The organism is Sphingobacteriaceae bacterium (genome assembly GCA_016715905.1).
Taxonomy (GTDB): Bacteria; Bacteroidota; Bacteroidia; order B-17B0; family Aurantibacillaceae; genus Aurantibacillus.
In genome coordinates, this window is the sequence record JADJXI010000003.1 from 553,637 (window position 1) to 579,870 (window position 26,234).

A 26,234-nucleotide genomic window follows, 5' to 3' on the forward strand; every position below is an offset into this window, starting at 1 on the left:
ATGAAAAATAAATTATATATATATTTCAGATTTTTAACCTTGAAGTTTTTTGTTCTTTCAGTATTTTTCATAAAACTGAATGAGTGTAATGCGCAGAGTTTAAATGCAACGTTTAAATATTCCCGAGCAGAGTATCAGCATACGGAAAAACTTATTCGTTTAAGTTTTAAAGATGAAACAGGTGAGGTTTTTTATTTTCATATTTTGAAAAACGAAAATATAGATGGAAAAGAAAATTTGTATAATATTATTACTCCTATTGACACTAACCTAATTTCTATAAATGTAACAAATCAAAATTTGATTGGTAAAATGATTCGGATTAAATACGATCCAATAAATGAGATAGATCCGGCAAACCCTTATTGTTGCTACAAAATCCGCTCATTTAAAATACTTTGAAAAGTTAACTGAAAATTAAGTTTAATGTATTTTTTAGAAATTACTTTTGTGTAATAAATTTCAAATTCCGTTTCAAGCCCTTGTGTTTAGTTCGTTTTACCGCTGAATTTTTAAATATTACTTGAAAAGTTTCTTCTGTTATTTCCTCCCACTGCTCTTTAGTAAATGAAAGTAAGTTTCTAGAGTCGTTGAACAAAGGCTCGTGATGAGTTGTTGAAAAACGATTCCATGGACAAACATCCTGGCATACATCGCAACCAAAAACCCAATTATCCATTTTGTTTTTGAATTCTTGCGGAATTTCGTTTTTTAATTCTATCGTTAAATAGGAAATACATTTGCTTCCGTCAACCAAATAGGGTTCTATAATTGCCTCGGTGGGACAAGCATCTATACATTTTGTACAGGTGCCGCAATAATCTTTGATAGGCTGATCATATTCGAGTTGTAAATCAACCAGGATTTCAGCAATGAAAAAAAATGATCCGTTTTCTTTTGTAATTAAATTAGAATTTTTTCCTATCCAACCTAATCCACTTTTGGCTGCCCAAACTTTGTCCATTACCGGAGCACTGTCTACAAAAACTCTTCCGTTAAAATCGCCAATCTGATCTTTAAGTTTAGTTAGTAATTCTTTCAATTTGTTTTTAATAATTTCATGGTAGTCTTCTCCATAAGCATATTTTGAAATTTTAGGTGAGCCTTCAATTTGTTTTTCTTCGGGAAAATAGTTGTATAGTAATGAAATTACAGATTTGCAGTTTTCTACTAAAAGAGCGGGATTGGTTCTTTTATCAAAATAATTCTCCATGTACTTCATTTCACCATGCCGATTATTTTTTAACCACGTTTCTAATTGAGCAGCTTCCTTCTCCAGAAAAACAGATTTGCTAATGCCACAAAAATCAAAACCGGCTAGTTTCGCTTCTTTTTTAATTAATTGTGTTAGTTTTTCTCTATCCATTTGTCTGAATTCGTGTAATATTAATTATTATTGAGAGAATGGGTTACTTTTTTAATTTATTGGTATGAATGGTGAATATGAATTATTTTCGGACTCTAAATCGTTTAAATTAATGTATTTAACAATTATTTAATCGACCAAATACCTAAAAATAACGATTAATAAGTAAATTTGCACCGGAATTCTGAATTTGATATAAATAACTGAATTTCATTAAATTACTGTAAAAACATAAAATTAAAACAAGATAAAATGACAAAGACAGAAAATCCACTAATTGACAGCATCGTTGAAACTCAAACTAATTTCATAAATAATTGGGTTGATTCAGCTAAAAAATTTCAATCTGCTTTTAGCAACGGAAACATGAACGGACAAGGACAATCTATTTACAATGATTGGTTGGAAAAGCAAATGCAAATTTTAAATGGCATGAAAGAAAGTTCAAATAATTTATTTAACTCTACTTCAAATTCTAATCCGCAAGATTTTTTCAAAAATTGGTTTAACCAACAAGCTGATTTTTCAAAACAAATGGCTGATTTTAATCAAAGTATTTTTAACAGCTACTCTAATTTTGGTAAACCAGCGCAAGATTATATGAGCAATTTTGGTAATGCCAATAATGCATTCACCAATATTTACAATTCATGGGTTCAAACTTTGAATTCAACTTATGATGTAATGAGCAAGAACATGAACGGTGCGTTTAACAAAGACGTTTTCAGTAATTTTGTTCAAGGCAATCAATTGTATACTAAAATGCAAGCATTCTTTCAGCCGATGATTGATGCTGCTAAAAACGGGCAATTTAATTTTGAATCTTTCAAATCTTATTTTACTCCTGAAAATTATCAGAACCTTTCTAAGCAATTGTTTAGCAATTTATATCAAGGGCCGGATTTAAAAGAAGTTTATGACAATGGTATTAACCAATTGCAAAAGTTTTTCACTTCAAATCATAATTTAAGCAAAGAGTACTTTGAACAAATTTCAAAAATGAAGAATGAATTCCCTCAATTATTTTCAGGGAATTTTGAAAAGGTAAAAGAATTATACGGTCAGGTAAATAATGTGTTTGGTAAAACATTTGAACCTTTATTGAAAGTAGTAAGTCCGGGTAAAGAAAAAGAAAATATTGAAGCTACCATTACTTTAATGGATAAATTAGCTGAGTATACTATCAAACAATCAGAATTACAAGCCTTATTACATAGCACTACACAAGCCAGTATCGAAAAAGTGGCTAAGGATTTTGCTGAGAAATTTAAAACGCCTGAATCTTTAACAAAGATGCCAAATACGCAGGAATTATATAACGAGTGGATTAGCGTGAATGAGAAATTATTTACAGATCTTTTTGCAAGTGATGAATTTAGCAAAGTAAAAGGTGCAGCATTAAATTTAAGTATGGATGTTAAAAAACAATTTCAAACTCAGTTTGAGCAGGTTTTTGAAAATTTCCCGGTTGTTTTTAAATCAGAAACAGAGGAATTACACAAAAGTATTTATGACTTAAAGAAGCAAGTAAAAGAACTTCAGAATAAATTAGCTATTGCAACTAATGATTCTGACGAGGAGAAATCTTCAAAAACTCGTAAAAAATAGTACTTATAGCTAGAACCCTAAAGGCCGTCCATTGTGTTTGTTGGACGGCCTTTTTTTATTTTTAAATTTGAAACAAACATGTTAAAGCAGTATCAATCGCATAAGATTGTTTTCATTTCCTTTTTGGCTTCTGTCATTTTAGTTTTTTTTTATGTCAGACCCTTAAATTCTCCCTTCTCTCCAATTATTTCAGGAGATGGATTTGGATATTATGCGTATTTACCGGCAAAATACATATATAATGACACCGATTTGAAATTTGATTGGTTTAATGAGGTGTACGGTAAGCATTATCTAACCAAATTTGAGCGAGCCGATGATAATTTTTTAGTTGTTTATAAGGGTAAAAAGATAAACAAGTATTATCCCGGTTTATCTATGCTATGGCTTCCGTTTTTTAAAACCGCACACTTGTTGGCAGAACCTTTAGGTTATAAAGCAGATGGTTTTTCATTTCCCTATCAGGCTGCTATTGCATTGGCAAGCTTAATTTATTTACTAATTGGTTTATTTTATTTACGGAAATTGCTTTTGTTAGTGGAGCCTCAACAATACTGGTTGAGCGCTTTAATTCCCATTTTTTTATTTTATGGCAGCTGGTTATATAAATACGCCACGGTGTTTAATTCATTAACTCACGTTTATTCATTTTCGATTATAACCTTATTTATTTATCATGCTTTAAAATTTATTTTAAAGGAAAAAGAATTTCATGTTTTAATTTATTCAGTTTTATTTCTTGTTATAGCAGTGTCCATCCGTCCATTAAACCTTATTTCGGCTTTTGTAATTGTTCCTTTTATTAAATCAGATTATTTAAAGATTAAAACAGTATTCCGGAATTTTCAAATTAAACATATTAGTGCATTGTTACTCATTTTACTGTTTTTTTATAATCATTTTAATACACAGTTTACCCAAACAAATTCATTCTTTGCCGATTCCTATTCAAACGAACGATTTTATTTAAGTAATCCCAAATTGCTGGAGGTTTTATTTAGTTTTAATGCCGGCTTATTTATTTATTGTCCGCTCTTTATTTTTGTAATTCTATTTCTTTTAAATAAGGGCAAGAGAAAAACCGGATTGTTCTTAATTCTTTTTTTGCTGGGCATAATATATCTATACGCTTCCTGGTGGTATTGGCCAATTACTACAAGAGCCTTGATTGATTATTATTCCGTTTTTTCAATACTGATATTATATGGTGTAGTGGAATTATCTAAAAGAATACAATTATTTACATTATTTGTTTCTCTAATTTTTGCAGCACATTTCCAACTTAAAAACTATCAATTAAGTCATGAAATTTTGGATGGCAACTTAACCTATTTTGAGTTATTCAAAAAAAATTATTTTCAAATAAAAAAGGTAAACCAATATGTTGTACCACCTCAAACCATATTGGATAGCGTTGCTTTTCTCGAAAATTTGGAAAGTTATCCCCCAACCTTAAAAGTTACGAATCCGTATTCAGGTAAGGTTTCCGGCCTGTTAGATAGTGTTATTAATTTCACAAAAGCCCTTCATTTTCAACCCCCCTTATTTTTAAAGAAAAGCGGTATAAAAAAGGTGCGCATTTCATTTATGGGAAATTTTAAAGATTCGGCACAATTTGCTCAATTATATCTTTATCTGTATGATAAAGAAAACAAAGAAGTGTCGGCTTATCCATTTTACATCAACGATGCGGTAGTTGCTAATTCATGGACCTTATACGAATTTGGACATGAATTTACAGAGGAAGAGTTGTTAAAAACAGATCATATAACTTGGTTTATTTGGAAAAATGGCGGTTTGGGAGAAATTTGGTTTGACGATTTAAAAACTGAATTTTTACTGTGCGATAAAAGCTATGAAATTGTAAAGTAAATAAAATAATATCGTAAATTTGAATTAAGAAAAATCAGTATGCAGAATAATTTATTTGAAGAATTTAATAATATAAATTCTAAGGTTTTAAAAAGTTATACGACGTTAAATGAGATTAGTAAAGTTGAAATTGCTACCAGTCCTAAAACAGCCGTATACGCTGAAGATAAATTAACGCTTTACAGGTATGATAGAGATACAGAAGCTACTTATAAAACTCCGGTTTTAATTGTTTATGCTTTAGTAAATACCTATAAAATGCTAGACTTGCAGCCGGATAGAAGTTATATCAAAAACTTATTAAATGCCGGATTGGATGTTTATTTGATAGATTGGGGTTATCCCACCAAAGGCGACCGTTATTTGAGTATAGATGATTATGTGAACGGTTATATTAATAATTGTGTTGATCACATTAGAAAAAAGCATCGTGCTGATAAAATCAACATTATGAGTATCTGTCAGGGCGGAACATTAAGCGTTATTTACGCTTCACTATATCCAAACAAAGTGAAGAACCTGGTAACTCATGTCACTCCAATAGATTTTAGTAATAATGATGGTTTACTTTTTAAATGGAGTAAAGACATGGATTTTGATAAATTGGTAGAAGCCAATAATGGTTTAATTCCCGGGGAATTTTTAAATCAGGGATTCGATTTGTTAAAACCCATGATGAAAGCGCAAAAGCAACTGGCTTTAACGGCAAGTTTGGAGGATAAAGATAAATTGATGAATTTTTTAAGAATGGAAAAATGGATTTCAGAAAGTCCGGCGCAAACCGGTGAATGTTTTCGTCAGTTCATGAAAGATTTGTATCAACAAAATAAATTAGTAAAAGGAGATTTAGTGGTTGGAAACAAGAAAGTAAATTTAAAAAATCTTACTGCTCCCCTTTTAAATATCTATGCAACTGAAGATCATTTGGTGCCACCTGCAGCAACAATTCCATTGAATGAACTTGTGGGAAGTATAGACAAAGAATTATACAGTTTTAAAGGCGGACATATTGGTGTTTTTGTTGGTGGAAAATCTCAGAAAGAATTGGCGCCTGCAGTTACATCCTGGTTAAAGAAGAGAGATAAATAATAGCATTTAGTTCCAGAAATTCCATTTATTTTTCCAGTAATCTATTGTTTTAATATTTAGAGCTTGTATCTCAAAATTTTCTTTGGATATATTCCAGAAAAAGAAAGTTACACGGGCGTCTTCCCTGATTTTATTAAATTCAGTACCCATAAAGGCCTGAGCAAAAAGTTTTAACGTTGAATCCTTATTCAATTTAAAATCAGAAATTTTTGTAGAAGTGAAAAAGTAAGTTGAATCTCCTTTGCTGTTCATAATGGAGATACACAATTGCGCGTTTAACGCTACTTTGTTTTTCATTTTTATTTGACCTTCTGCCAAAACCACTTGTCCTTCAGTTGTTGCAATTTCGTTTAGCGGAATTCTTGCTGCAAAGGGAAATTCCGTAATACTATCTACTTCCAAAGCGAATGAATTATTTTTTTTCTGGAGTTTGATGGGATCGTCATAAATCACAGAACCCGGCGAATGGAATGTACTATGAAAAATTTCTTCATCTATCTTACAAAATGCAGCTTTTTCTTTGCCAAATATTTTATAATTAACACCTTGTGTTTGTTTATTCTGAATTAAGTATGGGAAATATTGTACGGCGATTTCAGAATAAATAGGCTCAGCAGTTCCTAATATTAAATAGGGCGTGTGAAGTTCAGAAACATATTCGGTAAAGTTAGTTAGGTATTGTGCGGCCGAGTCTTTAGTAATTTTACAATTCAAGTTAGTTTGGCTTAATTCCTGCATTAATGTATCCGCATCAAAAAAAACTATACCTGCTTCGGTATTATTTTCTTTCAAAAATTGAGCACTTTGATCGAATTGATATTCATAAGTGTTTTGTACACTTTCACTCAAGTAATTTTTTTTGAGATAAGTTTTATAAAGAAGTAATCCGCTTATACTAATTACGATGAGCAAATTTATAGAGACAAATTTTGTATGTAAGAATGTTGAAATAAATAAAATAAAAGCTGTTCCGGAAAATAACATAACCGAGTATTGAAAAACAGGCGCTCGGTAAACGGAATAAAAGTAGATTACAAAATAGTTTAGCAGAAATAGAAATAAAAGCAAGTATCGTTTTTTAGATAATTGTATGGTTCGATTTAAGAACATGCAAAGGATGAGAAGGAGTAAAACAATTAACCAAGATTTTCCTGTTCCCAATATTACTTTTAAAAACTGAAAAAGCGCACCGGGTTCCGGTTCCGGCAACCATCCGCCTTGTTGAAACCCAACCCCTCCAATTTTTAATTGATATAAGGTAATTGGAAGGTGGGGTAAATAGAGTACCGCAGTTACAATGCAGGTAATTAAATATTTGAATTTATTTTCTTTGTTTAAGAAAATAAAGCCTGTTGCTGCAAGCGTGAGCGCAAATAAGGCATTGACATGTTGATTGAGCCCTGATAAAAGTGCGAATAATCCAAAGAGAATAAAATGTTTAATGGAATTATTTTTATTGAATATTATTTCATAAAAATGAAAGAGTAGGGCTGTGCTGAAAAATACTCCGGGAATATACATTCGGGCAATGGGTGCATAATAAACAAAGATCAAAGAAAAGGAATAAAATACAGTAGCTACAAGTCCGCTTTGTTTTGAGAAATTTCGGATTCCGAACAAGTAAGCATAAAAAATACTTGTCAGGCTAAAAATCAGAAAAGGCAACTTGATTATCCAGTTTGTAAAACCAAAAATTTTAACTGTAAAATACAAGAGGGCTTGTACAAACGCAGGATGCGCATCAATCTTTACGCCATGTTCAAGTAAATCCGAAAAGTTATCAAACCGTGTCCTGCCTAAACCACTCCATTCATCTAAGGTAAACTGGTAGTCAAAAAGGGGAAATAAGCGTAATAAAACCGTAATGGATACAAGGAAAATAAATATTATATGTTCCTTAAAAAATTTCAAAAATAAGGTTCATTAATTCACTTTCATCATCCAGCCGAACTTATCTTCTGCTTTGCCTTTACGGATTTTGCGTAAAGTATCATCTACCTTTGTAGAAAATTTACGTTCATTAACAGGCGGAGATTAAAATCTTTGCCTTCAAATCCAATGGTAACTATTTGTGCAATTGTTGCGGCGGTACCACAACCAAAAGCTTCTTTAAGTGTACCATTGTTATGTGCAGTTATAATTTCTCTGATGCTAATTTTGCGCTCTTCAACTTTTAATCCCCAATCTTTAGCAAGGGTTAGCACAGAGTTTCTGGTGATACCTGATAATATTGTGTCTCCTAATTCCGGAGTTAATAAAGTATCTCCTATTAAGAACATCACATTCATAGTTCCGCTTTCTTCAACATATTGATGTGTTACACTATCTGTCCAAATTACTTGCTGATATCCTTTTTGTTGAGCCAATTTGGTTGGATATAAACTTCTACCATAATTACCTGCTGCTTTTACATATCCAACTCCTCCATGAACAGCTCTGAAATAGCTTGTTTCAACTAGTACTTTTATGGGTTCTGCATAATATTTACCTGCAGGACATGTAATAATTATAAATTTATAAGATTCACTGGCTTTAACTCCAATGGCCTCGTCTGTTGCAATGATGAATGGACGAATATATAAACTTCCATTTTCGGCTGTGGGCACCCAGGCTGCATCTAATTTCAATAATTCAAAAAGTCCCCCCATAAAAATTTCTTCCGGTACTTCAGGCATGGCCATTCTCACCGCACTTTTATTTAATCTGTTTTGATTTTCTAAAGGTCTGAATAAAGAAACCTCACCGTTATCGTTTTTGTACGCTTTCATTCCTTCAAAAATAGCTTGTCCATAGTGCAAAGCGCTTGTTGCGTAACTCATGGGTACATCTTTATAAGGCTCAATATAAGCCTTTTGCCATTTACCATCGGCATATTCTGCCACGAACATGTGATCGCTAAAACATTTTCCAAATGGAACGTTATTTACATCATATTCTCCAACTCTACTTTTAGCAATTTTTTGCACTGAAATATCTATAGTACCTGTCATAACTGATTGTTTGTTTATCCAAATAACTACATTTTTTTTGAATTTGCAAATAAATTGGCCTAAAAATAAGCTTGTTTGTCGATGAGAGTGAAAATTGAGAATTAATGTTTGAAATTAATCAATTTCATAGCGGTGCCGTCAAATTCAGCATAGGATTTGTAATTAATCCATTCCCCCAAATTATAGTAAGTAGATTTTTCGTTAATCTTCATTTCCAAAGGTAAATGCCGGTGTCCAAATACAAAATAATCAATTGGTTCTTTTTTTAAATAATCTTTTGAATATAAAAACAACCATTCATTTTCTTCTCCTAAAAATTTCTCATCACTATCCGCTGTAATTATTCTACTTCTTTTACTGGCCTTTTTGGCAAGATAAAAGGCTAAATTCGGATGTAAACGACTATAAAGCCACTGACAAACTTTACTCGTAAAAATTAATTTTAATAATTTATAGCCTTTATCGCCTGGCCCCATACCGTCGCCATGGCCAATATAAAATTTCTTCCCATTAAATTCCCGGATTATAGGTTCGTGATAAACGCTAACGCCTAATTCTTCGGTAAAGTAATTCTTCATCCACAAATCATGATTACCGGTAAAAAAAGAAATTTTAATTCCTGCATCACTTAATTCAGCTATTTTCCCTAAAAATCGCGTTGTTCCCTTTGGAATGGTGTAAATATATTCATACCAAAAATCAAATATATCGCCTACTAAAAAAATTTCGGAGGCATCTGTTTTAATCTGATCAAGCCAGCGGCAAATGGCCTTTTCCCTAATTAGGCTCAATTCATGTGTTGGCACACCTAAATGAAAATCGGAAGCGAAGTATATTTTTTTTACACTCAAAACAGTAAATTTTCTTTTATTATCTTTTTAGGTACTAATTTATGTAAATTCAATGTAAATCGAATTCTGTTCCAAAAATCAATATTATTTAAATCTAATGTTTTTTGGATATCTTCAGAGTAAATGGCCGGTATATAGATATCTACAATATCTTTCCAAATAGTAATATTAGCCCCTGCACACCAAAGAATTTTTTCATCGTTCATGCTTCTCCCGTCGGTACTTACCACATCAGCAAATATTTTAATTGGTAAAATGAAAAGCTTCGGACTTTTGATATTTATTGCGCTTATCCATTCAGTAGTTTGTCCTAAAGGCGTCCATATTTTCATAGCGCCATCTTGTTCGGCAAATTGACTAAATCCAAATCCGTTTCTTTCATTGCGAGCTACAAAATTATGGGTGAAAGAGTAATCCTGATAGCCATTTAACCCACTGCTTCTGAAAGCAAACATGCCTTTGTCGAAGGTAGAGCCCATCACAAACGCTCCGGCAAATAAACGAATGCTAAGCGTGTGTTTTTTGGTGAATGTTATATGTTGAATATACTCCCCCGAAATTTTTGCCATTTTATCGGTGTGTTCTAAAGCAAATGAAGTGGAAAATGGATTGATTGCTTTTTTTGAACTTAAGCTATATCTTAATTCATTGATAAAATAATTTTGTATTTTTTTCTTGGGCCCTGTATTTGGCAAAAGTTAGATAAGTGTCCGCGTCTATGTCCTGCACTTCTTTAAACATGTTGTGATTAAAATAAGAAATGGTTTGAGTACGGTTAGAATTTGCGTCTTTATTTTTTATTTCGAAAATGATGAAGGGAGAAATTTTGTAATAATTTAAATTTAATGATTTATAATTTGTACCAAAAGTTTCATTAAAGGCTTGGGCACGATAGAGATCATATCCATAAGATTTTGCTTCCACGCCAATATTAATTTGCCGGAAAATATTTTTTGGTAAAAAATTGTAATTAAATTCAGCGTAACCACAAGGCGTATTGGATTTAAATCCAAAGAACGGGTTGATGTAATATTCGAATTTTTTTTGATATAGTGCGTAATTATGAAAAATCAATCCGGCCATGGCTCCATTGTAAAAATTAACTCCGCCCATTGGAATAATATACAATTGACGTTTATATGGATTTTCCATACCGGTGAATAAATTTATTCTTAAGCCATTAGTTTTTTTAAATAATCCGGATGTTCTTATGGAATTATTTTTTCGATTTATTTCGGGTAAACTTTGAATTCCGTCAATCACAAATTTGTCAGCATCAATGGGTGGAAAACCAACTTGCTTTTTGTTTTCAAAACCATGCGACCAAACCAATCCTTTAATTTTATCTTCCTTATAAGCATATATAGCAAAAGGAACTGCTGTTCGCGTTTTATTTTTCACAAGAATATTGTAACTGCCATCACTAAGTTTATCTATAGCTTTTACTTTATAATCAATTTTTTTATTGCTGTTTATTAAATCATTGAAAAACCAATCGAGTTCAGCGCCATTAAAGTGTGTTAGCGTTTTTTTTAAGTCAGCTTCCGTAGGATGAGTGAATTTAAACTTATCGTAATAAAACTGCATGGCTTTATCAAAATTATCTTCACCCATATAATTCATCAAATAATCAAAAACAATTGCGGTTTTAGCATACACTATACTTCCGTAATTAAAACTCGAAAATTCTTCTGAGGTTAAACCAATGGGCTGATCATTATTGGAGCGGGCGCTGAATAAATAGGCTGTTTCTTTATCTTTCCAATAGGGCGTTTTGTTTAGTCCTAGTATTTTAGAGGTGGAATCCATGCCAAGAAATGCAGATAATTTCCTTTTAGGGTATTTTGCTCTTACATACCGCAACTCATATAAGGAATTAAGTCCCTCGTCCATCCAAGGTTTGTCTCTTTCATTGCTGCCTAAAATTCCATAAAACCAATTATGACCAACTTCGTGCGTAATGGTAACATCTAATTCAAAAGGATCAGACGCATCGCCAATAACCGTTATGTTGGGGTATTCCATTCCTCCGCCGGCCATTATGGTACCATCAACAGCTGTGATGTGGTTATAAGGATAATCGCCTAATAAATAAGAGTAAAAAAAGGCTGATTCATTGATGTAATTGATGGCATCTTTCCATAAGTGAAAATTTTTATTGGTAAAGAAAACCCACGAATCAACTATTCTTTTGGTATTGGGCAGTTCAAATTGATCATGAAGTACATTAAATCTTTTGTCGGCAAACCAGGCAAAGTCATGCACTCGAAACTGTTTAAATACAATCGTTTTGAATTCTTTAGCACTTGGAGGAAATCCCATATCGTATTCCTTATAATCACCTAATTCTAATCGAGCAATGGTTTTTTCAACATTTTCATTTAAAAAATTATCTTCTTCAATGGCATTGACTCTATCGCCTGTTGATGCTAATAAATAATTTTTGGGTAATGTGATAGCCACTTCAAAAGATCCGTATTCACTAAAAAATTCTCCTTGATCAAGATAGGGCATGGCGTGCCACCCTTCTTTATCATACACAGCAGGTTTTGGAAACCATTGGGTGATAAAATAGGCCTGTCCCATGTGTCCTAAACGAGAAAATTTAGCAGATGGAATTTTAACGTAGAACGGAGTTTTTAGAATTAAGGTATCCTTACTTTTTAACGGTGCATCTAAAAATACTTTGCAAATATCAATATGTATTGAATCGTATTCCCATTTTAAACTTTTACCATTAACTGTAAAATTTAAACTATCAATATATCCTTTTTCCTGAGGAGTAGAGTAGAATAACGCAGTTTTTCCGGATTTCAACAATTGTTTGCCAAGTGCGGTTTGATTATTCTTATAGGCATTGGGATAAAGATGGAAATAAATATAATTTAATTCGTTATCGGAATTATTAATATAAACTATTTCTTCACGTGCTGAAAGGGCATGCTGTTCATCATTTAATGTAACTTGAATTTTATAATTTACTTCTTGTTGAAAATAAACTTTTTGTTCTTGTGCGAAGTTAGCGGTAAATTTTGTACAGCTTAACAGAATTAAACAAAACGTTTTTTTATTCATTGAATACAGAAGCTTTTTCAATGTTAGCGAGTTTTAGTTGGGCATTGTTTTACCTTCAATTGCTGCTGTAATTGCTGTTTCCAGTTCAGGTCCTCTTAATCCTTTAGCTAAAATATTCCCTTCTTTATCTAATAAAACAGTATATGGAATTCCGGTAACTGCGTATAATTTAGCAGCTTCACTTTCCCAAAATCTCAAATCACTTACCTGTGGCCAGGTTATACCTTCGTCGGCAATGGCAGCAACCCATTTGTCTTTATCTTGATCTAAGGATACACCAAAAATTTCAAAACCTTTATCCTTATATTTTTTGTATAAACTCACAACAAAAGGCATTTCTTTTCTGCACGGACCACACCAACTTGCCCAAAAATCAATTAATACAATTTTACCTTTTAAACTTGATAGCGCTAATTTTTTGCCATCCGGAGTATCTAAATTAATTTCAGGGGCCGGGCTCCCAATAGCAAGCGCTAATTCATGACTAATAGATTCGTGCATGGCATTAACCGTTTTATCATTAGGATATTTTTTCATCATGGCTTTATCCACTTCTTGAAATAATTCCGAATTTTTCGCAGGATCTAGCCCTTGAAGCCACAAAAAAGAGGCATACATGCTTACATTTTGTTTGATTTTTTCAGAAAGTTGTCTTTGAAATTTAGCCATAATTTCGTCATACACAGGCTGGAAAATATTACTTAGTGAATCCATCTTTAATGAATCCATTTTTAATGAACCCATAACCGTTTGAAATGCGATGTTTAACGAGTCGCTTTGTTTGCTATTGGCTGCGCCAATTTTATTGAATTCTTGAAACAATACAGTTTCCGGTGAGCCGGTTACGGTGTATGTATTTCCTAAATCCTTCATATCCCCGGTTATATTTACCCGGTCAGCGCTATCTAAAATCAAAACAGCGAAATTTTGCGGACTGGTTTTGATGCGGTAAAATCCAATTTTGGGTGTATAATTTGAAAAGGCGAAATTTCCGTTTTCATCCACACTTGTGCTATCAACCAATACCGGTTTCGGATTCATTAGTTTTTCTAAATAGATAGTTTCTCCATTTGAATTGCTCAAGGTTCCTTTTAATTCAAATAAACTTTCTTTGGTTGAATCGCAGGCAAATAGTGCAAATAGAACAAAAGATAATAGGGTTAATTTATTCATGAGATTTAATTTAAATTTTTATTTTTCGAGATAATTTTTTACAAGATTATTTAAAACTTTTGGGTCGGCTTTTCCTTTGCTCAATTTCATTACTTCTCCAACAAATAAACCCAGTAGTCCGGTTTTCCCATTTTTATATTCTGTAATTTTTTCGGGATATTTTTCCATAGCTTGATTGACTAGTTTTTGTAAATCATCGCTATTGCTGTTTTGAATAAGGTCAAGTTCTTTTGCTAAGATTTCGGCCGATTTATTTTTTTCAGCAATAAGTTTTGGAAATAAAATTTGTGATGCTGAAGTACTGCTTACAATGCCTGAATCAATTAGATGAACAATATCTGCAATTTTTTTAGGTTGTACATTTTCTTTGAATTCACTCAAACTAACTGCATTTTCGTTGAGGTAAGATTTAACCGGTCCCATTAGCCAATTAGCAATTCCTTTGTAGTTTTTATTCTCTAAAACAATAGCGTCGTAATAAGCAGCTAACTCTTTACTTTCGGTAATTTGTTGGGCATCGTATTCACTCAGTTTAAATTTTCCGGTATATCGTTTAAATAACACATCGGGTAAAACCGGCATGGCATTTTTTATTTTTTCGATATAGTCTTTGGTGATGAAAACCGGTTGTAAATCGGGTTCCGGAAAATAACGGTAATCGTTTGCGCTTTCTTTGCTTCGTAGTGAGAATGTAATGCCTTTCACGGCGTCGAAGCTTCGGGTTTCAACAGCTATGTTTTTTCCTTCTTCAATGAGGTCAATTTGTCTTTTAATTTCGAAATCAATGGCACGTTGAACATTCCTAAAGGAGTTCATGTTTTTCACTTCTACTTTTTTACCAAAAGGTTCAGTGCCTTTTAAACGAACAGAAATATTGGCATCACAGCGAAGCGAACCTTCTTCCATGTTACCATCACAAATATCAAGGTATCGAACTAATTTTCTAATTTCAGTGAGATAGGCGTAAGCTTCTTCACCGCTTCTGAAATCCGGTTCAGTTACAATTTCCAAGAGTGGAGTTCCGGCTCTGTTTAAATCTACTAATGTTTCAAACGGGTCGATATCATGCAAACTTTTACCCGCATCTTCTTCCATGTGAATTCTGGTGAGATTTATTTTTTTCTCACTACCATCTTTTAACTTGGCAATTACATAACCGTTATTGCATATTGGAGTTTTATCTTGAGTGATTTGATATCCTTTAGGTAAATCGGCATAAAAATAATTTTTACGTGCAAATTGATTTTCTTCTCTTATGTCGGCATGTACAGCTATGCCTAATTTAACAGCAAATTCAATGGCCTTTGCATTTAAAACGGGTAATGTGCCGGGATGCCCTAAAGTTACCACACTCACATTTGTATTGGGTAAAGCACCATATTCAGCAACATCACTGCTGTACATTTTGGTTTTAGTAAGTAACTGAACGTGGCATTCTAATCCAATTACTGCTTCATATTTATCGTAAACACTCATCTGTAGAAGTGATCATTTTGCGTTTAAGAACCCTGTCCGTGACAGCTTTTATATTTTTTACCGCTACCGCAAGGACAAGGATCGTTTCTTCCGATTTTTTGTTCGGCCCTTATGGGTTGCGCTTTTGGTTTTTGTCCCTGATTCTGTTCTTCAACAATATTTTCATTTCGGCTTTCTACCAATTTTTCCTTTTTTTGGTTGGGTTGTTCTTGTGTAAATCGGGCTTTGGGTTGTTGATTTTCTTCTCGTGGTAAATTACCACGCATTAAAAATGAAATACTTTCTTTGTTTGTTTTAATAATCATGTCTTTAAACAAATTGAAAGATTCCAATTTATAAATGACCAATGGATCTTTTTGTTCGAGAGAAGCATTTTGAACGGCTTGTTTTAAATCATCCAATTCACGCAAATGTTCTTTCCATGAATCATCAATCATGGCAAGCACAACTGCTTTTTCAAAACCAAGTAACAATTCTTTCCCTTTGGTTTCGTATGATTTTTTAAGATTTGCTAATACCTGTACTCCGCGAATTCCGTCACTAAAAGGCGTAACAATATTTTCGAAAGTGTTGTTTGGATTAGTGTACACTTCTTTGATTACCGGAAAAGCCTGCTCACAAATGTTGATTGATTTTTCGTGATATCTTTTTTGTACAGACTGGAACAATAATTCTATTAATTCTTCTTCTCTGCCACCGTTAAACTTTTGTTCGTTGAATGGGCTTTCAATTCCGAAAATACGGATACATTCAAAATTAAAACCATCAAAATCTGAAGAGTCTTTATATTCTTCCACCATGCTGGTTGCTATTTCAAACATCATGTTGGCAATATCAATACTTAATTTATCTCCGTATAAAGCATTTTTTCTGCGCTTGTAAATTACATCACGCTGAGCGTTCATTACATCATCATATTCAATCAAACGTTTACGTGTACCAAAATGATTTTCTTCAACTTTCTTTTGTGCTCTTTCAATGGATTTGGTAATCATACTGTGTTGAATTACCTCTCCCTCTTTTAAACCCATTCTGTCCATGAGCGAAGCAATACGCTCGCTTCCGAACAATCGCATTAAATTATCTTCCAGGGAAACAAAAAATTGAGATGATCCGGGGTCACCTTGTCTACCGGCACGACCACGTAACTGTCTGTCAACTCTTCGGCTTTCATGTCGTTCTGTTCCAATGATAGCTAAGCCACCGGCTTCTTTAACACCTGGACCCAATTTAATATCAGTACCCCTTCCGGCCATGTTTGTGGCTATCGTTATTGTTCCGGCAAACCCTGCTTCGGCTACAATATCCGCTTCTTTGGCATGCAATTTCGCATTTAACACGTTGTGTTTTAATCCGCGTAACTTAAGCATGCGACTTAATAATTCAGATATTTCTACCGTGGTGGTACCAATCAGAACCGGACGGCCTGCTGCAACTAGTTTTACAACTTCCTCAATTACGGCATTGTATTTTTCGCGCTTTGTTTTGTAAACTAAATCTTGCTCATCTTTTCTGGTAATAACTCGATTAGTAGGAATTTCAATTACATCCAACTTGTATATATCCCAAAATTCCTGCGCTTCGGTAGTTGCGGTACCGGTCATACCTGCAAGTTTGTTATACATACGGAAATAATTCTGTAATGTTATAGTGGCGTAAGTTTGAGTAGCTGCTTCAATTTTTACATTTTCTTTCGCCTCAATGGCTTGGTGAAGCCCGTCGCTGTATCTTCTTCCCTCCATGATACGGCCGGTTTGTTCATCAACAATTTTAACCTGACCTCCGTCTATCACATACTCCTGATCTTTTTCAAATACAGTATAAGCTTTGAGTAATTGATTCACGGTGTGAATTCTTTCGCTCTTCACGCTAAACTCCTGCATTATTCTTTCTTTCGCTGCCGTTTTTTCTTTACCATCCGTGATATTTTTTTCTAATTCGGCAATCTCATCCCCCACATTTGGAATCACAAAAAATTTAGGATCATCGGAATTTCCGGTTAAAAAGTCAATTCCTTTTTCGGTTAATTCAACATGATTATTTTTTTCATCAATTGTAAAATACAATTCAACATCAATTTTATGCATTTCCTTATTTTGGTCCTGCATGTAAAAGTTTTCTGTTTTTTGTAAGAGAGCACGTACACCTTGTTCACTTAAAAATTTGATTAAAGCGGAGTTTTTCGGAAGTCCTCTGAACGCACGGAGTAAGGGAATACCGGCTTCTTTCTCTTTTCCTTCAGCTACTAATTTTTTCGCCTCTGTAATACAAGTTTGAATGTATTGTTTTTGAACGTTTACAATTTTTTCAACTCGCGGTTTGTATTCGGTAAATTCGTGTTTATCACCTTGTGGTGTAGGTCCACTAATAATTAAAGGAGTTCTGGCATCATCGATTAATACAGAGTCAACCTCATCAACAATGGCATAATTGTGTTTACGTTGCACCAAGTCATCCACACTTCTAGCCATGTTATCGCGTAAATAATCAAAACCAAATTCGTTATTGGTTCCATAAGTGATGTCGCAATTGTAGGCGTTTCTACGCTCGTCAGTATTTGGTTCATGTTTATCAATACAATCAACACTTAAGCCGTGAAAATAGAAAAGCGGTGCATTCCATTCGCTGTCACGTTTAGCCAAATAATTATTTACAGTAACTACATGAACTCCTCGACCGGTAAGGGCATTTAAAAATACCGGCAAGGTTGAAACTAAAGTTTTTCCTTCACCCGTAGCCATTTCAGAAATCTTACCCTGATGCAATACCATACCACCGATTAATTGAACATCATAATGCACCATGTTCCAGGTTATTTCATTCCCTGCAGCGAGCCAGGTGTTTTTGTAAATTGCCTTATCTCCTTTAATCTCTATATTTTTATGCTTAGCAGAAAATGATTTATCTGTTTCGTTGGCGGTAACTTCCAGTTCCGTGTTTTTTGTAAAACGGTTTGCTGTTTCTTTCAAAATGGCAAATGCTTCGGGCAATACCTCTTCCAATACCTCTTCCAGCTTGTCGGTTATTTCTTTCTCAATTTCATCAATTTGTTTATACAAATCTTCCTTTTCATTCACATCCATTTCGGTATTAGATCCGATATTGGACTTTATAGCATTAATTTTATCATTCTCAGGACGAACGGCATCCTGTAATTTTTGTTTTATTTGAAGGGTACGTTTACGCAAATCATCGTGTGAAACCGATGCGAGACTGCTGTATATGGTATTAATTTCAGAAACTTTGCCTTCCAGGTTTTTGACATCTTTCTCACTTTTTGTACCTAATAATTTCTTAAGAAAATCGAACATATGCTGTAATAAAATATAAGGGAGTAAATATAGCAATATTTAGAGACCGACAATTGGTAAAATCGGTTAAAAAACAGCTTTATTTTATGCTTTTAATCTTGAAAGTCTATAGCCTTTTAACTATATTTGGTTAACTCTTTTTAAATGAAATATTTTTTAAAACTATTATTCCTGTTTATTGGGATAATGCAGCTAAGGGCACAGGATTTACCTAAGGGATTTGCGCCCGGCGAAGAACTTTTAATGGATAATTACCTCAATCAAAAATATCAGCAAAAAAGCGCTGCCCTTATTAATACACCTCCCCAATATAGTAATTTAAGAAATGCCGCAGAGTGGGAGGAAATTCAAACATTAATGATTACCTGGACATCGTATACCCCAATTCACCGGCAAATAATTTTGGCAGCACAAAATGAAACTAAAATTACCATAGTTTGTTCCGATTCTAATGCAGTAAAGAGTAATTTAAATTCAAATTCGGTTCCGCTTACCAATTTAAGATTTGTTGTTGCCCCTTTTAATTCTGTTTGGATAAGGGATTATTTTGGAAACTCTGTTTATGGTAAATATGTTGATTCATTGATATTAGTAGATTGGATTTATAACAGGCCTCGTCCATTGGATGATGTAATACCTACTGTTATTGGAAGCAATTTAAACATTCCCGTTTATGAAACCACGCAAAGTCCGAATTGGAATTTGATTCATACCGGAGGAAATTACATGAGTGATGGATTGGGTACCGCCTTTTCATCCACTTTAACTGATCAGGAAAATCCAACTAAAACGGTTGCTATGATTGATACCATTATGAAAAAATTCATGGGTATTAACCGATACATACGTATGCCCACCTTACCATACGATGGAATTCATCACATTGACATGCACATGAAATTACTGGATGAGGAAACTTTATTGGTGGGTGAATATCCTACCGGTGTTGCTGATGGTCCTCAAATCGAAGCCAATTTAGCTTGGATTTTAGCTAACTACAATTCAGTTTTTGGCACACCTTATAAAGTTATTCGAATACCAATGCCTAAAGATAAAAACAACAAATGGCCAAATCAATCCGGGGGTTGGTATTGTACTTTTACTAATGGCGTTTTTGTGAACAAGAGTTATATTTTCCCTACTTTTTATCAGCAATACGATACCACTGCCTTTCGAATATTAAAGGCTAGTTTACCGGGATATAAAATTACCGGGATAGATTGTGATGAACCTTCATCTCCCATAATATCTGCCAGTGGAGCCATTCATTGTATTACACATGCTGTACATGTAAATGACCCTTTATTGATAACACATCAGCGACTTTCCGACAAATGTCAGAATGAAAGCAGTTATGCCGTGAGCGCCAAAGTGTTTCATAAAACAGGTTTAAATAATGTAACGTTGTATTGGACTAATGATACTTTAATGGGTTTTACACCACTCAACATGACATTAGTGAATCCCAATACCGGTGAGTACGCCGCCAATATTCCGCAGCAAAATGTAGGTCAAACTATTTATTATTATATCAGTGCCAATGCAGTGAGTGGCAAAACTATTACCAGACCTATTACGGCTCCATTGGGAAGGTGGACTTTTAAAGTTCAGAGTTGTATTACCGGAATTCAAAAATTTAATAAAGATGAAATGAAACCGGTGTATCCAAATCCCGCCGGCTCCATTACATGTATACCATTACATGTAAATGGATTGAAAAAGGTGAATGTAACTCTGTTGAATGCCTTAGGGCAAGAAGTTGCTGAACTGTATTCGGGTATGTGTGAAGGTGATAAAAATGTGTTTTTACATGCTGAAAATTATTCCAAAGGCGTATATTTTATTCGTTTCCAGAGCAATGAAAGTGTGTATACACAAAAACTAATCATTAAATGATTTTAAAATTTTTTGAAAAGCAAATGATGTTTTAATTATTTTTGTAGCATGAAAATGATGAAGTCGCCGGAAATTATAGAAGAGGAAGTTATTGAAATTATTCTCAAAGAAGAAGCTGTTAAAGCTTTAGTTCTTTATAATGATGATGTAAATACGTTTGACTGGGTAATTCAATGTCTGGTAAAAGTATGTGGCCATAATAGTTTACAAGCCGAACAATGTGCATTTATTGTTCACAACAATGGAAAATGCGTTGTGAAAAACGGAACTTTTAATAAGTTAAAACCCTTATGCGAAAGTTTATTAGAAAAAGGCTTAAACGCAAAAATCGAAAAATGAAATTCACCAAAGTTCTATTGTGTCTGCTTTTAGCGGGTGTTTTTTTGTATGCCTGCCATAAAAATGCAGTGACCGGAAAGCGTTCAATGACCTTGATTCCCGAGAATGAATTAATTGTTATGAGTACGGCAGAATATGCTAAGTTTTTAGCTGAACATCCTCCGTTGCCGGAAAGTAACAGTAATGTGCAATTAGTGAGAAATTGTGGAATTAGAATTCAAAAAGCAGTGGAAAAATATCATGCAGACAAAGGTGCAAGTAATGATTTAAAGAGTTTTCAGTGGGAATTTAATGTTGTAGACGAAAATACTATTAATGCCTGGTGTATGCCCGGCGGGAAAGTAGTTGTTTACACCGGAATTTTACCCGTTACTCAAGATGAAAAAGGTTTGGCCATAGTGATGGGACATGAAATTGCGCACGCCATTGCTCGTCATGGTAATCAACGCATGAGTCAGGGTATGTTGGTGCAATTTGGAGGAGCAGCATTATCTATTGCGCTTTCACAAAAACCTCAGTTAACCCAGCAATTATTCTTACAAGCTTTTGGCGTTTCTACCGGACTTGGAGTGTTAAGTCATAGTCGTAAACACGAAACCGAAGCAGACAAAATGGGAATTATTTTTGCGGCCATGGCGGGTTACGATCCGGAGGCAGCGGTAAGTTTTTGGGAAAGAATGGCTGCCGGAGGAGGGCAAAAGCCACCTGAGTTTTTAAGTACTCATCCAAGTGATGAAAGAAGAATAAATGATTTGAAAGCTTTTATGCCGGAAGCAAAAAAATATTACAAGCCTCAGTAATTATTTCTTTTTTTGTAAGAAAAATCGATAGCCAAGTCCGTATTCAAAATTATAAGCTACAGCAAAGTGAGTTCTTAAACCTAAATTAAAAACCAATCCGCTTCTGCTATAATATTTCATACCTATTCGGCTTACAATGTCGCCATCAGGTTTAGTTTTGTGAAAAACATAATAACCTACATCAATTGGAAAGCTAACCCGGCCAATGTTATACGAGTAACAAAATTTAAGTGCAATTCGAGTGTTTTCAATTCCTGTTGCGCTCTTATTAAATTCTTGTTTATAATCTGCTAAATAATTCTGATCGATAAAAACATCAATTCCACCTCCAAATTTATGCGTATTTCTTTTGTTGCGATGATATTCCATAGAAAGTAAACCGCAATACAAATATTCACCATCTACTTCTCGCTGGTTATAACCAAAAGCGCTGTAAATTAAAAGTTCGTTACGCGACAAAACTCTGCATAAGGAGTCTACATTTCTTATTTCTTTTGGTTTATTTGTAGGAATGGTGTAATTAAATCCGGCATTTAGGGTTACCACATTTAATCCAAGATTTGGTACTTCAGCCCTGGCATTGCTTGCATGACTAAATGAAAAACCGGGTTCAAAACGCAAATTTTTGGATAATTGCAAATGCCAATACCATTTAAATTGCACAAAGGAATTTAAATGACTTCCTATAGCTACGTTTTTTGGATTTGAATGTATATCAAACGATTTAGTTAAATAGGTTAATCCCCAACAAAGCCGCATAATTACTCTTGCTTTTTTATTTTCGGTATTTAAAGGAATATCCGCAAAAGGTGCAAGCGCATAGGCGTATCCTAATTGCGATGGGTTTCGGAAGTCAATAAAAAAAGCGGCAACTCCAATGTCGGGCAGATTATTTTCACAATGCCATAATTTATGTCCCATCGTTTTACTGCCTATTGCTATTTCAGCCATAAAAGGATAACCTTTAACCAGATGTCCAATATTACTGCGATGTTCTAAAATAAATCCGTGATTGTAAGCCGGTTTAATAAACCACTCGTGATTATCGGTTACGCCGTTTTGTGAAAATGAAATTATACTAGAGAGAAGTAAGAATAAACAATATTGGTGCCTTTTTTTCACTTCGAAATTTAGGCTAAAATAATTAAAATTAGTTAACATTGCTTCAGTATAAATTTATACAAAGCATATATTGTTAATTTTGTGGGGTATGGATGCTAAAGCACAATCGTTTTTACGTTTACTTCAAATCATTGATGAGTTGCGTGAAAAATGTCCTTGGGATAAAAAACAAACCATTGAAAGTATCCGGCATTTAACGATAGAAGAAACTTATGAGTTAAGTGATGCAATATTAAGTGGTAAAGCAGATGATATAAAAAAAGAGTTAGGTGATATTTTATTGCACATTGTTTTTTACGCTCGAATTGCCAGTGAAACAAAAAAATTTGATATTGTTGAGGTAATTAACACCTTATGTGATAAATTAATATATAGGCATCCGCATATTTATGGTGATGTAAAAGCTGAGAATGAAGAACAGGTGAAACAAAACTGGGAGCAACTTAAGCAAAAAGAAAAAAACGGGAATACTTCTGTTTTAAGCGGTGTGCCTAATAGCATGCCTGCTCTTTTAAAGTCGTATCGTATTCAGGAAAAAGCAAGAGCGGTGGGTTTCGATTGGGAAGAACCTACGCAGGTATACGAAAAGGTAAAAGAGGAGTTGAATGAATTTGAAGAAGAAAGGAAAAAAGGGAATACAGTAAATGCAGAAAAAGAATTTGGCGATGTGCTTTTTTCTTTAATCAATTATGCCAGATTTATTGGAATCAATCCGGAGGATGCATTAGAACAAACCAACAAAAAGTTTATTCATCGTTTTAATTATATGGAAGAAAAAGTAAAAGCCAGTGGCAAGCAAATTTCGGATTGCAAGCTGGAAGAACTTGATTTATATTGGAACGAAGCCAAAGAAAAATAACTTGAAAACCCTCTCAAAAAATAATATCCTGCTTTTAATAGCCTACGTGTTTTTCTTAAGCATTGCAGCTTTTTATTTAATGAGCTATGGAAAAGTTCAAATTCATTTATATTTGAATCAATTGGTTGGAAATCCCGTTGTGGATTATTTTTTTTATTTTATTACGTACCTGGGTGATGGTGCTTTTACTTTGTTATTACTGCCCATCATTTTTTTTTATAATATTCGATTGGGTATTTGTGCCGGACTATCATTTGGTATCGCCGCGCTATCTACAAATTTAATGAAATACGGTTTTTATGATGAAGTGGTACGCCCCTGGTATGTTTTTCAATGGATAGTACACGAAAAAATAAATTATGTAGATACTAGCAGTATGCATTTACATAATAGTTTTCCGAGCGGTCATGCAACTCAGGCCTTTGCCATTTTTTTTGTTTTAGCATTATATGCAAAAAATTTATCAGTAAAGTATTTTTTTCTGGCCATTGCTTTACTTACAGCCTTTAGCCGAGTTTATTTGTCTCAGCATTGGTTAGTAGATATTACCATTGGTAGTTTAGTAGGCAGTGTAAGTGCAATTATTTTATTTTCTTTAATGATTCAAAAAAATAAAATGGAACGTTTAAATGTGCCATTGCTTAAACTTAAAAACAGCTGAGCTTTATTCTAAAAAATAATTTTTTAAGTCAGATTTTGATTGTCATCCTGGGCGCTGGTATTTTTATGCCCTTTCTTGGAAATTGTCCTTTATTTGATTGGGATGAAATTAATTTTGCAGAATGCGCAAGAGAAATGCTGGTGAGCGGCAATTATGAACGAGTGCAATTAAATTTTCAGCCCTTTTGGGAAAAGCCACCTGTTTTTATATGGATGCAGGCTTTTTTTATGAATATTTTTGGGGTGAATGAATTTGCTGCTCGTTTTCCAAATGCCTTGTGCAGTATTATTACGCTTTTATTCTTATTCCATGCCGGCAAAAAATTTCATTCTACGCAATTCGCTTGGTTATGGGTATTATTATACATCTCTCTTATTTTACCGCATTTATATTTTCGCTCCGGAATTATAGATCCTTGGTTTAATCTGTTTATTTTTTATGCCATTTATCAGCTTATGAAAATATTAAATTCTATTGGTGGAAAGTCAGAAATAAGTGCCGCGCTTTTAGCCGGAATTTCCTTAGGTCTTGCTGTTCTTACAAAAGGTCCGGCTGCTATACTTATAGTGGGATTAGTAATCCTTTTTGTGGTGGTACAAACTAAAAATTTTCAAATTGTAAAACGAAAATCATTTCTATCATTTGTTATGGCCACCGGTGTTGTTTCACTCAGTTGGTTTATGGTGGAGTGGCTCCGAGGAAATGGTGATGTGATTTCTGAATTTATAAATTATCAGAAAAGACTTTTTAATACCGGTGATGCCGGACATGATGGTCCGTTTTATTATCATGTTTTAGTTTTGTTATTAGGTTGTTTTCCGGCTTCCGTTATTTTTATATTTCTTTTTCGTAACAAAGAAAATTTAACGCCTTTTCAATTATTATTTCGAAAAACTATGCTTGTTTTGTTTTGGGTTGTTTTAATATTGTTTTCCATAGTAAAAACCAAAATAGTTCATTATTCTTCACTTTGCTATTTCCCATTAACTTTTATTACTACCATTGGTATAATGCAATATTCAGGCAGGTTGCAAAATAATAAATCTTTCAGGTTTTTATTTTGGTTGGTTGCTATACTTTTCACCATGGCTTTATTGGCCATATCTTCAATTCGTTTTTGGAAAGAAAATTTAATCCAGTCCGGTTTAATTAAAGATGCCTTTGCGCAGGCCAATTTAAATGCGGATGTGAGTTGGTCGGGATTTGAGTTTTTATTGGTCCCTCTTTTTGTGATTGCTTCTTTTATCATGTTTAAAGGATTACGGATGAACAACCTTAAAAAAGTTTTAGCGGCCATGATGCTTTTAATTGTATTTATTACAATGGCCACAGCTATTTTAATTCCTCGAGTTGAAATGTATTCGCAGCATGCGGCTATTGCATTTTATAAAGCTTGTGCAAAGCATAGTTGTTATGTAGAAACACATGGATTTAAAAGTTACGCTTATCTTTTTTATTCCGATCGTAAACCGGATGATTTCTCCAATCCTCAACAAAAACAATTCATTGAAAAATTTATTAATGAAAGAGAAGGAGAAGGTAAGGTGAGGTACGCTTATTATTCCAATGCCTATTGCCATTGGATGAAGTATGAAAAAATTGATAGGCCGGCCTATTTAGTTTGCAAAACCAAACAAGAAGATGAAATGAATGAAATAGGCTCATTTAATAAGTTGTACGATCAAAACGGATATAGTTTTTACGTTCGAATGCCTTAAATGTTAAGAACTGTCAAATGGGCACACT

The 26,234-nt window shown here is 33.6% G+C and carries 19 protein-coding genes and 1 pseudogene; 10 read left to right on the plus strand and 10 right to left on the minus strand.

Annotated elements, in window-relative coordinates; translation table 11 throughout:
- Positions 1 to 402: a hypothetical protein gene (locus IPM51_02835; protein ID MBK9283234.1), complete on the plus strand. Its 402-nt coding sequence runs from the start codon at positions 1 to 3 to the stop codon at positions 400 to 402.
- A 40-nt stretch (positions 403 to 442) separates the two neighbouring features.
- On the opposite strand, the gene queG is transcribed toward IPM51_02835, so the two are convergent.
- On the minus strand, positions 443 to 1,366 hold the full coding sequence (queG, locus tag IPM51_02840; protein MBK9283235.1) for a tRNA epoxyqueuosine(34) reductase QueG: 924 nt from the start codon (positions 1,364 to 1,366) through the stop codon (positions 443 to 445).
- A gap of 252 nt (positions 1,367 to 1,618) precedes the next feature.
- Between queG and IPM51_02845 the strand changes: the two genes are divergently transcribed.
- The 3 genes from IPM51_02845 (at position 1,619) to phaC (ending at position 5,935) form a co-directional block, all read left to right on the plus strand.
- Positions 1,619 to 2,974: a hypothetical protein gene (locus IPM51_02845; protein ID MBK9283236.1), complete on the plus strand. Its 1,356-nt coding sequence runs from the start codon at positions 1,619 to 1,621 to the stop codon at positions 2,972 to 2,974.
- Positions 2,975 to 3,052: 78 nt separating this feature from the next.
- Positions 3,053 to 4,846 carry a hypothetical protein gene (locus tag IPM51_02850; GenBank protein ID MBK9283237.1) on the plus strand — a complete coding sequence of 598 codons (1,794 nt, stop codon included), beginning with the start codon at positions 3,053 to 3,055 and terminating at the stop codon, positions 4,844 to 4,846.
- A gap of 39 nt (positions 4,847 to 4,885) precedes the next feature.
- Positions 4,886 to 5,935, plus strand: a complete 1,050-nt coding sequence (gene phaC, locus IPM51_02855; protein ID MBK9283238.1) for a class III poly(R)-hydroxyalkanoic acid synthase subunit PhaC — start codon at positions 4,886 to 4,888, stop codon at positions 5,933 to 5,935.
- Positions 5,936 to 5,941: 6 nt separating this feature from the next.
- Here the strand turns inward: phaC and IPM51_02860 are convergent, their stop codons facing one another.
- The 8 genes and pseudogenes from IPM51_02860 to secA form a co-directional block, all read right to left on the minus strand.
- Complete coding sequence (locus tag IPM51_02860; GenBank protein MBK9283239.1) at positions 5,942 to 7,846, minus strand: glycosyltransferase family 39 protein; 1,905 nt, start codon at positions 7,844 to 7,846, stop codon at positions 5,942 to 5,944.
- A gap of 12 nt (positions 7,847 to 7,858) precedes the next feature.
- Positions 7,859 to 8,925, minus strand: a pseudogene (locus IPM51_02865) (branched-chain amino acid aminotransferase).
- 101 nt (positions 8,926 to 9,026) lie between these two features.
- Positions 9,027 to 9,776 carry a UDP-2,3-diacylglucosamine diphosphatase gene (locus tag IPM51_02870; GenBank protein MBK9283240.1) on the minus strand — a complete coding sequence of 250 codons (750 nt, stop codon included), beginning with the start codon at positions 9,774 to 9,776 and terminating at the stop codon, positions 9,027 to 9,029.
- On the minus strand, positions 9,773 to 10,345 hold the full coding sequence (locus tag IPM51_02875; protein MBK9283241.1) for a hypothetical protein: 573 nt from the start codon (positions 10,343 to 10,345) through the stop codon (positions 9,773 to 9,775). Before IPM51_02875 ends, IPM51_02870 begins: the two co-directional genes overlap by 4 nt.
- A gap of 76 nt (positions 10,346 to 10,421) precedes the next feature.
- Positions 10,422 to 12,851: a M1 family metallopeptidase gene (locus tag IPM51_02880; GenBank protein MBK9283242.1), complete on the minus strand. Its 2,430-nt coding sequence runs from the start codon at positions 12,849 to 12,851 to the stop codon at positions 10,422 to 10,424.
- A 33-nt stretch (positions 12,852 to 12,884) separates the two neighbouring features.
- Positions 12,885 to 13,724: a TlpA family protein disulfide reductase gene (locus IPM51_02885; GenBank protein MBK9283243.1), complete on the minus strand. Its 840-nt coding sequence runs from the start codon at positions 13,722 to 13,724 to the stop codon at positions 12,885 to 12,887.
- Positions 13,725 to 14,042: 318 nt separating this feature from the next.
- Positions 14,043 to 15,500: an Asp-tRNA(Asn)/Glu-tRNA(Gln) amidotransferase subunit GatB gene (gene gatB, locus IPM51_02890; protein MBK9283244.1), complete on the minus strand. Its 1,458-nt coding sequence runs from the start codon at positions 15,498 to 15,500 to the stop codon at positions 14,043 to 14,045.
- Between the two features lie 23 nt (positions 15,501 to 15,523).
- Positions 15,524 to 18,811, minus strand: a complete 3,288-nt coding sequence (gene secA, locus IPM51_02895; protein ID MBK9283245.1) for a preprotein translocase subunit SecA — start codon at positions 18,809 to 18,811, stop codon at positions 15,524 to 15,526.
- A gap of 144 nt (positions 18,812 to 18,955) precedes the next feature.
- Between secA and IPM51_02900 the strand changes: the two genes are divergently transcribed.
- From IPM51_02900 to IPM51_02910, 3 genes are read left to right on the plus strand one after another with little or no spacing between them, the layout of a single operon-like run.
- Positions 18,956 to 20,707, plus strand: a complete 1,752-nt coding sequence (locus IPM51_02900) for an agmatine deiminase family protein (GenBank protein MBK9283246.1) — start codon at positions 18,956 to 18,958, stop codon at positions 20,705 to 20,707.
- Positions 20,708 to 20,764: 57 nt separating this feature from the next.
- Positions 20,765 to 21,046, plus strand: a complete 282-nt coding sequence (locus IPM51_02905) for an ATP-dependent Clp protease adaptor ClpS (GenBank protein ID MBK9283247.1) — start codon at positions 20,765 to 20,767, stop codon at positions 21,044 to 21,046.
- Positions 21,043 to 21,846 carry a M48 family metallopeptidase gene (locus IPM51_02910; GenBank protein ID MBK9283248.1) on the plus strand — a complete coding sequence of 268 codons (804 nt, stop codon included), beginning with the start codon at positions 21,043 to 21,045 and terminating at the stop codon, positions 21,844 to 21,846. Before IPM51_02905 ends, IPM51_02910 begins: the two co-directional genes overlap by 4 nt.
- Here IPM51_02910 and IPM51_02915 read toward each other — a convergent pair whose 3' ends face one another.
- Positions 21,847 to 22,968 (minus strand): acyloxyacyl hydrolase, encoded by a 1,122-nt coding sequence (locus IPM51_02915; GenBank protein MBK9283249.1) that lies wholly within the window; start codon positions 22,966 to 22,968, stop codon positions 21,847 to 21,849.
- An 88-nt stretch (positions 22,969 to 23,056) separates the two neighbouring features.
- Between IPM51_02915 and mazG the strand changes: the two genes are divergently transcribed.
- From mazG to IPM51_02930, 3 genes are read left to right on the plus strand one after another with little or no spacing between them, the layout of a single operon-like run.
- Positions 23,057 to 23,827, plus strand: a complete 771-nt coding sequence (gene mazG / locus IPM51_02920) for a nucleoside triphosphate pyrophosphohydrolase (protein ID MBK9283250.1) — start codon at positions 23,057 to 23,059, stop codon at positions 23,825 to 23,827.
- Between the two features lies 1 nt (position 23,828).
- Positions 23,829 to 24,488 (plus strand): phosphatase PAP2 family protein, encoded by a 660-nt coding sequence (locus tag IPM51_02925; GenBank protein ID MBK9283251.1) that lies wholly within the window; start codon positions 23,829 to 23,831, stop codon positions 24,486 to 24,488.
- A 35-nt stretch (positions 24,489 to 24,523) separates the two neighbouring features.
- Positions 24,524 to 26,206, plus strand: coding sequence for a glycosyltransferase family 39 protein (locus IPM51_02930; protein MBK9283252.1), 1,683 nt, complete (start codon positions 24,524 to 24,526; stop codon positions 26,204 to 26,206).
- Positions 26,207 to 26,234: the final 28 nt, after the last annotated feature.